Annotated in this window: 9 protein-coding genes and 1 pseudogene; 8 read left to right on the forward strand and 2 right to left on the reverse strand. The window is 67.1% G+C overall.

The features are described 5' to 3' along the window. The 5 genes from JHD80_RS26070 to JHD80_RS26090 all read left to right on the forward strand — a co-directional run. On the forward strand, positions 1–342 hold a 342-nt coding region (locus JHD80_RS26070), incomplete at its 5' end, for a response regulator (RefSeq protein WP_199093335.1). Further along, positions 339–842: a chemotaxis protein CheW gene (locus JHD80_RS26075; protein ID WP_199093337.1), complete on the forward strand. Its 504-nt coding sequence runs from the start codon at positions 339–341 to the stop codon at positions 840–842. The genes JHD80_RS26070 and JHD80_RS26075, both read left to right, overlap by 4 nt. Positions 843–873: 31 nt before the next feature. Next, positions 874–1239 carry a response regulator gene (locus JHD80_RS26080; protein ID WP_038359309.1) on the forward strand — a complete coding sequence of 122 codons (366 nt, stop codon included), beginning with the start codon at positions 874–876 and terminating at the stop codon, positions 1237–1239. A 103-nt stretch (positions 1240–1342) separates the two neighbouring features. Then, the gene (cheB, locus tag JHD80_RS26085) at positions 1343–2458 is read left to right on the forward strand and encodes a chemotaxis-specific protein-glutamate methyltransferase CheB (protein ID WP_199093339.1); all 1116 of its coding nucleotides are present in this window, start codon (positions 1343–1345) and stop codon (positions 2456–2458) included. Continuing rightward, on the forward strand, positions 2455–3342 hold the full coding sequence (locus JHD80_RS26090) for a CheR family methyltransferase (RefSeq protein WP_199093341.1): 888 nt from the start codon (positions 2455–2457) through the stop codon (positions 3340–3342). The genes cheB and JHD80_RS26090 overlap by 4 nt, the downstream gene beginning before the upstream one ends. A gap of 322 nt (positions 3343–3664) precedes the next feature. Here JHD80_RS26090 and ctrA read toward each other — a convergent pair whose 3' ends face one another. Further along, positions 3665–4366 carry a response regulator transcription factor CtrA gene (ctrA, locus tag JHD80_RS26095; protein WP_038359314.1) on the reverse strand — a complete coding sequence of 234 codons (702 nt, stop codon included), beginning with the start codon at positions 4364–4366 and terminating at the stop codon, positions 3665–3667. A gap of 436 nt (positions 4367–4802) precedes the next feature. Between ctrA and fliI the strand changes: the two genes are divergently transcribed. Further along, complete coding sequence (gene fliI / locus JHD80_RS26100) at positions 4803–6149, forward strand: flagellar protein export ATPase FliI (RefSeq protein ID WP_199093343.1); 1347 nt, start codon at positions 4803–4805, stop codon at positions 6147–6149. Between the two features lie 37 nt (positions 6150–6186). After that, positions 6187–6540, forward strand: coding sequence for a DUF1304 domain-containing protein (locus JHD80_RS26105; RefSeq protein ID WP_199093345.1), 354 nt, complete (start codon positions 6187–6189; stop codon positions 6538–6540). Between the two features lie 7 nt (positions 6541–6547). Here the strand turns inward: JHD80_RS26105 and JHD80_RS26110 are convergent, their stop codons facing one another. Then, positions 6548–7765, reverse strand: coding sequence for an MFS transporter (locus tag JHD80_RS26110; protein WP_199093347.1), 1218 nt, complete (start codon positions 7763–7765; stop codon positions 6548–6550). Positions 7766–7998: 233 nt separating this feature from the next. On the opposite strand from JHD80_RS26110, the pseudogene JHD80_RS26115 reads away from it, so the two are divergent. After that, positions 7999–8150: pseudogene (locus JHD80_RS26115) on the forward strand (flagellar export protein FliJ); the annotation flags it as partial.

Here is an 8150-nt window from a genome sequence, read left to right on the forward strand (position 1 = left end):
CTGCGCGACATGCTGAGCCCGGTCCTGAGGGCGTCCGGCCGGATCATCGCCCCGATCGCCGATTTCAGCGAAGCAGCCCTCGCGACGGCGGGCGAGCCGATCGTGACCGCATTGCTTGACCTCGACCGTGACAGCGACGCCGCCTTCGCCTTTGCTGCCCTCCTGCGGGATCGCGCCAAGGGCGAGCGCCTGCGCATCCTCGGCCTCACGACCTGCGCCACGCCCGACCTCCATATGCGCGCGGTCCAGGCCGGGCTCGACGACGTCATCGCGAAATTCGACCGCCGCGCCCTCCTGAGCGAGCTCAACACGGCCGGCGCCGACCTGAGGCATGCGGCATGATGGCGAACGAACCCCACGCTCACGACCCTGCGGCATCGGGCTTCGGCGACTCCCTGGATTATGTGACGATCCGCGTCGGCGAGCAGCTCCTCGGCCTGCCGATCGGCCGCGTCCAGGACGTCTTCATCGCCAACCGCATCACCGTCGTCCCGCGCGCACCCGACGAGATCGTCGGACTGATCAACCTGCGCGGCCGCATCGTCACGGCGATCTGCCTGCGCAAGCGGCTCGGGCGCCCGGTCGAGCTCAAGCTCGACGGCCAGGGCCGCCACGAACTGACGGCGATCGGCATCGACCATGGCGGCGAGGCCTATGCGCTGATCGTCGACGCCGTCGGCGAGGTCATCCGCCTCGACCGGTCCACCTTCGAGCCGCTTCCGGTTCATCTCGATCGCGTCTGGGCGGCGCTGGCGACGGGTATCCATCGCCTGGCGGACGAGCTTCTCGTCGTGCTCGATCTCGACGCCGTTCTCGATCTCGACCTTCGCAGCGCGGCCTGACGGCGGCGCCACAGTTCTGGAGACAAAAGTCATGAAATACTGTCTCGTCGTCGACGACTCAGCGGTGATCCGCAAGGTGGCCCGCCGCATCCTCGAAGGGCTGCAGTTCCGCATCGCCGAGGCCGAGGACGGTGCGCGCGCCATCGACGCCTGCAAGGGCGAGATGCCGGACGCCGTGCTGCTCGACTGGAACATGCCGATCATGGACGGCTACGAGTTCCTGCGGACGCTGCGCCAGATGCCGGGCGGCAAGCGCCCCAAGGTGGTCTTCTGCACCACCGAGAACGACATCGCCCACATCGCGCGCGCCATGCATGCCGGCGCCGACGAATACATCATGAAGCCCTTCGACAAGGAAATCGTGGCTTCGAAATTCCATCAGGTCGGGCTGCTCTGAGCCGGTGCGATTCGGTGCGGCCGCGCATCGGGTGCTTCTTGCCTGAGACGTTTCCGCCCAAAACGTCTTCTCCCATGCCGCCGGCCCAGTGAGAAACATCCTCATGTTGTCTCCTCGCGCGAATCCTGCAGGGCCCTCGTCCCGGCACAAGACCGTGGTGATCGCCGACGATTCCGTCGTCGTGCGCGGGCTCTTCGCACGTTGGCTGGGCGAGGCCGGCAATTTCCACGTCGTCGCCGTCGCCGGTGACGGCGAGACTGCCGTCGCCCATGCCACCCGCTTCAAGCCCGACGTGATGGTGCTCGATCTCGACATGCCCGGCGTCGACGGCGCGGCCGCCCTGCCCCAGATCCTCAAGGAAAGCCCCCATACCGGCGTGCTGCTCGCGGCGACGCTGAACGAGCGTAACACCCGCCTCGCGCTGGAATGCATGACGCGCGGCGCGATGGACGTGGTCTCCAAGCCGGACAGCCGCAGCGGCATGACGCTCTCGCTCGATTTTCGCAGCGAGTTCCTGCTGAAGCTCGGCAACATCGTCCAGGCGCCGGTGAAGCCCGGCTCGCTGCCGCCGGAGATCGACACCGACCTGCCGCATGGCGGGCCGGTCAACCTGCGCCCGCTCGTTTCGGTGATGCCGCGCTATCTCGTGATCGGCGCGTCCACCGGCGGCCCCCGCGCGGTCGCCAAGGTGCTGTTCGACATCGGCGAGGGCCTCAACGACCTGACGACGGTCGTCGTCCAGCATATGCCGCCGCTCTTCACGGCCTCCTTCGCCGAGCAGGTCGCGGCCCATATCGGCGTGCCCGCCCGCGAGCCCTTCGACGGCGAGCGCCTGATGCGCGGCACCGTCTATATCGCGCCCGGCGGCCGCCATCTCGGCATCGATCGCCGGCTCGGGCATATCGTCGCCCGCATCGGCGACGAGCCGCCCGTGAATTTCTGCCGGCCCGCCGTCGACGTGCTCTTCGGCGACGCCGCCCGTCATCTCGGCCCGGCCGCGCTCGGCCTCGTCCTCACCGGCATGGGCAGCGACGGCACCGACGGCGCCGGCGCCTTGCGCAAGGCCGGCGCGGCAGTCATCGCCCAGGACGAGCCGAGCAGCACGATCTGGGGCATGCCCGGCTCCGTCGTGCGTGCCCGCCACGCCAGCACGGTGATCGCGCTCGACGAGATCGGCGCCTCGATCCGCTGCCTCGTGCGCGGGGTGCAAACGGCATGACCGAGGCCGATTTCACCTTCCTGCGCCTCCTGCTGCAGCAGCGCTCCGGCCTGTCGCTGACGGCGGACAAGCGCTATCTCGCCGAGAGCCGCCTCGGCATCCTCTGCCGCCGGCGCGGCGTCGCGGATATCGAGACGCTCGTTCGCGAGCTCCGGCTCTCCCGCGATCCCGCCCTGGAAAACGCCGTGGTCGATGCCATGACCACCAACGAGACGCTGTTCTTCCGCGACCAGACGCCCTTCAACCTGTTCCGGGACGTCATCCTGCCCGAGCGGCTCGCCGCCAACGCCGCCAGCCGCTCGCTGCGGATCTGGTGCGCGGCCGTCTCAAGCGGCCAGGAAGCCTATTCGCTGGCGATGCTGATCGACGAGCTCGGCGACCGGCTCGCCGGCTGGAAGATCGAGATCCTGGGAACCGACATCTCCACCGAAATCCTGGAAAAGGCCCGCACCGGCATCTACAGCCAGTTCGAGATTCAGCGCGGCCTGCCGATCCAGATGCTGCTCAAGCATTTCCAGCAGGCCGGCGACAAATGGCAGGTCTCGCAGCGCATCCGCGCGATGGTCACGTTCAAGCAGCACAACCTGCTGGATCGCAACGACCAGTTCGGCCGCTTCGACGTGATCTTCTGCCGCAACGTCCTGATCTATTTCGACGTGCCGACCAAGGTGAAGGTGCTGGAGCAGCTCACGCCGCGCCTCATTCCGGACGGCGCATTCCTGCTAGGGGCGGCCGAAACCGTCCTCGGATTGGCGACCAAACTGGTTTGCGACCCGCAGCATCGCGGGCTCTACCGCCATGCCGCGAGCGCGGCTCCCCTTGCCGCCTCCCCCGCGCCCAGCCTCCGGCCACGTCCTGCCATCGGGGCCACGCTGCGCGGCTGAAGCGAGCCAGGTTATCAAGGGCGGTCAGAGCCTGCCGCTTTTTCGCGGAGCCGCCTCGTCATCCCGGACAAGCCGCGAAGCGGCGCCGATCCGGAATCCATCATGGAGCGCTGCGATCGACGATGGATTCCGGGTCGAGCCCAGGATGACGCCGTGATTCCGCATGAAATCACGAGTCTCGAACGACCATCGCCGCACAAACAAAAACCCCGCCTCTCGGCGGGGTCCCCGTCGACCTGTCGTGTACATCCGACGATCAGGTCAAGAACTGGTATGGCGTCGCTTCATGACCGCCCGATGACGGGCGGGCGACGGAAATGCGTCAGGCCGGGATGCGTTCCTCGACATCGGACGGCTCGCGCAGCACATAGCCGCGGCCCCAGACGGTCTCGATGTAGTTCTTGCCGTCCGACGCGTTGGCGAGCTTCTTGCGCAGCTTGCAGATGAACACGTCGATGATCTTGAGCTCGGGTTCGTCCATGCCGCCATAGAGATGGTTGAGGAACATCTCCTTGGTGAGCGTCGTACCCTTGCGGAGCGAGAGCAGCTCCAGCATCTGGTATTCCTTGCCGGTCAGGTGCACGCGGGCGGCATCGACCTCGACCGTCTTGGTATCGAGATTGACGACCAGATCGCCGGTGGTGATGACCGACTGGGCATGGCCCTTCGAGCGACGCACGATCGCATGGATGCGGGCGACGAGCTCGTCCTTGTGGAACGGCTTGGTGAGATAGTCGTCGGCGCCGAAGCCGAGACCCTTCACCTTGTCCTCGATACCGGCGAGGCCGGAGAGGATCAGGATCGGCGTCTTGACCTTCGCGACGCGAAGTGAGCGCAGAACCTCGTACCCCGACATATCGGGGAGGTTGAGATCGAGCAGGATGATGTCGTAATCGTAGAGCTTGCCGAGATCGACGCCCTCTTCGCCGAGGTCCGTCGTATAGACGTTGAAGCTCTCCGATTTGAGCATGAGCTCGATGCTTTGAGCGGTCGCGCTATCGTCCTCGATCAGCAGAACCCGCATGTCCACGTCCCCAATTTCGCCCGCAGGGCAGGTTTGACCGTTGTTTCCGCCCGGACCTTCACGGCCCTTGGCGACGACGCACTTGCCCAATGAAACGCCACGCGACACGCTACGAGGAAACTGGTTAACAAACCGTGATTCCCGAGCGCAAGCGCTTCCTCGGAGAAAGTGAACGATCCTTGTCGAGGTGAGTCGAATTTGACACGGATCGCTGAACTTCTCGGCCGCGAAAGCGCCTTTCGCGGAGGGTTGCCCCGGGAAACAGAACCATAACGGCCCTGCGACACACGGCAGCCTCGATCCGCAGTGTTAATCACAGAGCTTAACAGCTGGTAAATGAGCGCAATTTGTTAGGAACCCTTACCAAATCATCCACAGGTCTGGCCGGCCGCGAATTCGGTTGCCCTCACCCTGCCGGTCAAGTTGAAGCATCCCGATGAATTCCCCGTCCCACGGCCATGACCGCCTCTCCGCCCTCGCGACCGCCATCGAGCATATCGAAGGCGTGGCGATCTATGGCCGCGTCATCGGCGTGCGCGGCCTGCTGGTCGAGGTCGCCGGCCCGATCGGCACGATGAGCCTGGGCGGGCGCGTCGGCATCGAGATCGCGCCCGGCACGCGCGTTCCCTGCGAGGTCGTCGGCTTTTCAGGCGACAAGGCGCTGGTCATGCCCTTCGGCGGGCTCGACGGCGTGCGCCGCGGCTGCCCCGTGCATGTCGACCGGGCGCAACCGGGCCTGCGCCCCACACCGGCCTGGCTCGGCCGCGTCGTCGATGCGCTCGGCCGCCCCGTCGATGGCGGGCCGCCCTTGCCGCAGGGCGACACGCTGTTCGCCTATCGCAACGATCCGCCGAACGCCCACAAGCGCCGCCGCGTCGGCCGCCCGCTCGATCTCGGCGTGCGCGCGCTGAATACCTTCCTCACCTGCTGCATCGGCCAGCGCATGGGCATCTTCGCCGGCTCCGGCGTCGGCAAGTCCGTGCTGCTCTCGATGCTCGCGCGCTATGCGCAAGCCGACGTCAACATCATCGGCCTCGTCGGCGAGCGCGGCCGCGAGGTTCAGGAGTTTCTCCAGGAGGACCTCGGGCCACAGGGTCTCGCCCGCTCGATCGTCGTCGTCGCGACCTCCGACGAGCCGGCGCTGATGCGCAAGCAGGCAGCGCTGACCACCCTGACGCTGGCCGAATATTTCCGCGACCGCGGCCTGCAGGTGATGTGCCTGATGGATTCGGTGACGCGCTTCGCCATGGCGATGCGCGAGATCGGGCTGGCCGCCGGCGAGCCACCGACCACCAAGGGCTATACGCCGACCGTCTTCGCCGAGCTGCCGCGCTTGCTTGAACGCGCCGGCCCCGGCACCGGCGACGGCGCGATCACCGGCCTCTTCACCGTGCTGGTCGATGGCGGCGACCATGACGAGCCTGTCGCCGACGCGGTGCGCGGCATCCTCGACGGCCATATCGTCATGGAGCGCTCCATCGCCGAGCGCGGGCGCTATCCCGCGGTCAACATCCTGAAATCGGTCTCGCGCACCATGCCGCGCTCCTGCGACCCGGCCTATTACCCGGTCGTGCAGAAGGCGCGCTCGACGCTCGCGACCTATGCCGACATGGAGGAGCTGATTCGCCTCGGCGCCTATCGCCAGGGCGCCTCCGCCGAGGTCGACGAGGCGATCCGCCTGCATCCCGCGCTCGAAGCCTTCCTCAAGCAGGCCAAGGACGACGCGACCCCGCTGCATGAATGCTACGCGCGCCTCGCCGCCATCATGAGCGGCACCGTGTGACGGCTTTGGAATTCTCCCGCCGCAGGATCTCAGCCCCATGATCGCAGCATTGCTGACGGGCGTCGTCGCCCTGATCCACGTCTATATCGTCATCCTGGAAATGCTGTGGTGGGACACCCCGCGCGGCCACAAGGCCTTCGGGCTCACGCCGGAATTCGCCGCGCGTTCGAAGGTGCTGGCCGCCAATCAGGGACTCTATAACGGCTTCCTCGTCGCGGGCCTGGCCTGGGGGCTCTGGCTCGGCGCGGAAGGCTTCGCGATCAAGCTGTTCTTCCTGGCCTGCGTTCTCGTTGCCGGGCTCTTCGGCGCGGCGACCGCCAGCCGCAAGATCCTGTACATCCAGGCCTTGCCCGCCGCGATCGCGATCGCGGCGCTGCTGGCCCGGATCTGAGTGGCCCTCAGCCCCGCGCCACCATCCGCACCAGCGCGAACATCGCGGCGAAGCCGATAGCCTGGATGGCCGCGGAGGCCATTAGCGTCGGGCTGGCGCCGAGCCGCTCGACCATCACGGCGAAAAGCAGCGGAGCCGCGGAGAACGCCATATTCTGCGGCACGGTGAGCTTGCCGAGCATCGCGGCGAAGCCGTTGCGACCGAACAAGGCCAGCGGCAGCGTCGCCCGCGCCACCGAGATCACGCCGAGCGCCGCACTGAACAAGGCGACGAAGAGCGCCGCGGTCGCGATCGTCATCGGCACGAAGGGCAGAGCGAGGCACAGCACCGGCCCCAGCAGCAGGCCGAACAGCGCCACCTTCTCCGCCGGCAAGCGCTCGCCGAGCGTCGCGTCGATGGCGCGCGCGGCGAGCGTCGCGGGGCCGCTCAGGGTCGCGACCCAGACGGCCTCGTGCTGGGTCAGGCCCGCTTCCTGAAAGAGCGTGATCAGGTGCAGCGGCAGCCCCCAGGAGACGAGCCCGCTCGCCGAGAAGGCGAGCGCCACCAGCCAGAACGCCGCCCGCCGCGCCTGCGCCGGCACGCTGCCATGGTCCCCGCCGGAGCGACCTCCCTGAACGGACGCCGGCTTGGCCTCCGGCGCCTGCGGATGCCGGTAGCGCGGAATCGACGCGTAGATGGGCAGCACGATGACGATCTGCATCGCTGCGAAGACCAGCAGGGTCGTGCGCCAGCCGAAGGCGTTCATCAGCGTCGCGGTCAGGGGCCAGAACACGCTGGAGGCGAGCCCCGTGACCAGCATCATCAGGCCGATCACGCGCCGCGTCCGCTCGCCCATCAACTGGGCGATGGTGACATTGCCGGTATTGGCGAGCGACATCGCATGGCCGAGCCCGATCACGAACCAGCTCGCCAGATAGCTCGCCGGCCCCTGTGCCAGCGACAGGACGCCGAGCCCGAGCGCGCAGATCACTGCGCCCACGCACATCGAACGCCGCGTGCCCTCGCGGTCGAGGATGCGCCCGATCGCGGGCGCGACCAGCGCGCCGGTGATCAGCAGGATGGTGATGCCGCCGAAGACGATCTCGGCATTGAGCCCGATCTCGCGATCGAGCGCGCCGACCAGCACCGAGGGCGAGTAGAAGGTCGAGCCCCAGCCGATGATGCGGGTCAGTGCAAGGCCCAGGAGCAGGGGGCCGTGCCCGCCGAAACGAGAAGTGGCAGCCAAGACAGGAATCCGTGGGGCAGGAGACCGGCCGGCCTCGCTTCCGGATTCACTAGATCATCCCGACAAGCGGTGGCAGGAGCCGGGACGCGGCTTGATCATGCGTAAAAGACAGCCCGTTCCGGTAAGGAAAGGTCAACCTCCTTGCGCCATGTTGCTCCTCGTCTCGCGGATGGAGTTCTGGCGCGCGCCGAGGGGTCGGCAGCGCCGATGCGTAATCAGGAGTTGAAAACGACATGAAGTCGCGAGAGACGCTTCTTCGGCTCAAGCGCTTCCAGGTCGACGAGAAACGTCGCCGGGTAAGCCAGATCGAGATGATGATCGCTGATTTTCACCGGATGGCGAGCGATCTCGATCGCGAGATCCAGGCCGAGGAATCCCGCGCCGG

The organism is Allobosea sp. ASV33, from assembly GCF_016428755.1.
Taxonomy (GTDB): domain Bacteria; phylum Pseudomonadota; class Alphaproteobacteria; order Rhizobiales; family Beijerinckiaceae; genus Allobosea.

Bases quoted from the DNA above. Each gene is read 5' to 3' on its own strand.
- JHD80_RS26075 (WP_199093337.1), top strand. From the start codon at position 339: ATGATGGCGAACGAACCCCACGCTCACGACCCTGCGGCATCGGGCTTC.
- JHD80_RS26080 (WP_038359309.1), top strand. From the start codon at position 874: ATGAAATACTGTCTCGTCGTCGACGACTCAGCGGTGATCCGCAAGGTG.
- cheB (WP_199093339.1), top strand. From the start codon at position 1,343: ATGTTGTCTCCTCGCGCGAATCCTGCAGGGCCCTCGTCCCGGCACAAG.
- JHD80_RS26090 (WP_199093341.1), top strand. From the start codon at position 2,455: ATGACCGAGGCCGATTTCACCTTCCTGCGCCTCCTGCTGCAGCAGCGC.
- ctrA (WP_038359314.1), bottom strand. From the start codon at position 4,366: ATGCGGGTTCTGCTGATCGAGGACGATAGCGCGACCGCTCAAAGCATC.
- fliI (WP_199093343.1), top strand. From the start codon at position 4,803: ATGAATTCCCCGTCCCACGGCCATGACCGCCTCTCCGCCCTCGCGACC.
- JHD80_RS26105 (WP_199093345.1), top strand. From the start codon at position 6,187: ATGATCGCAGCATTGCTGACGGGCGTCGTCGCCCTGATCCACGTCTAT.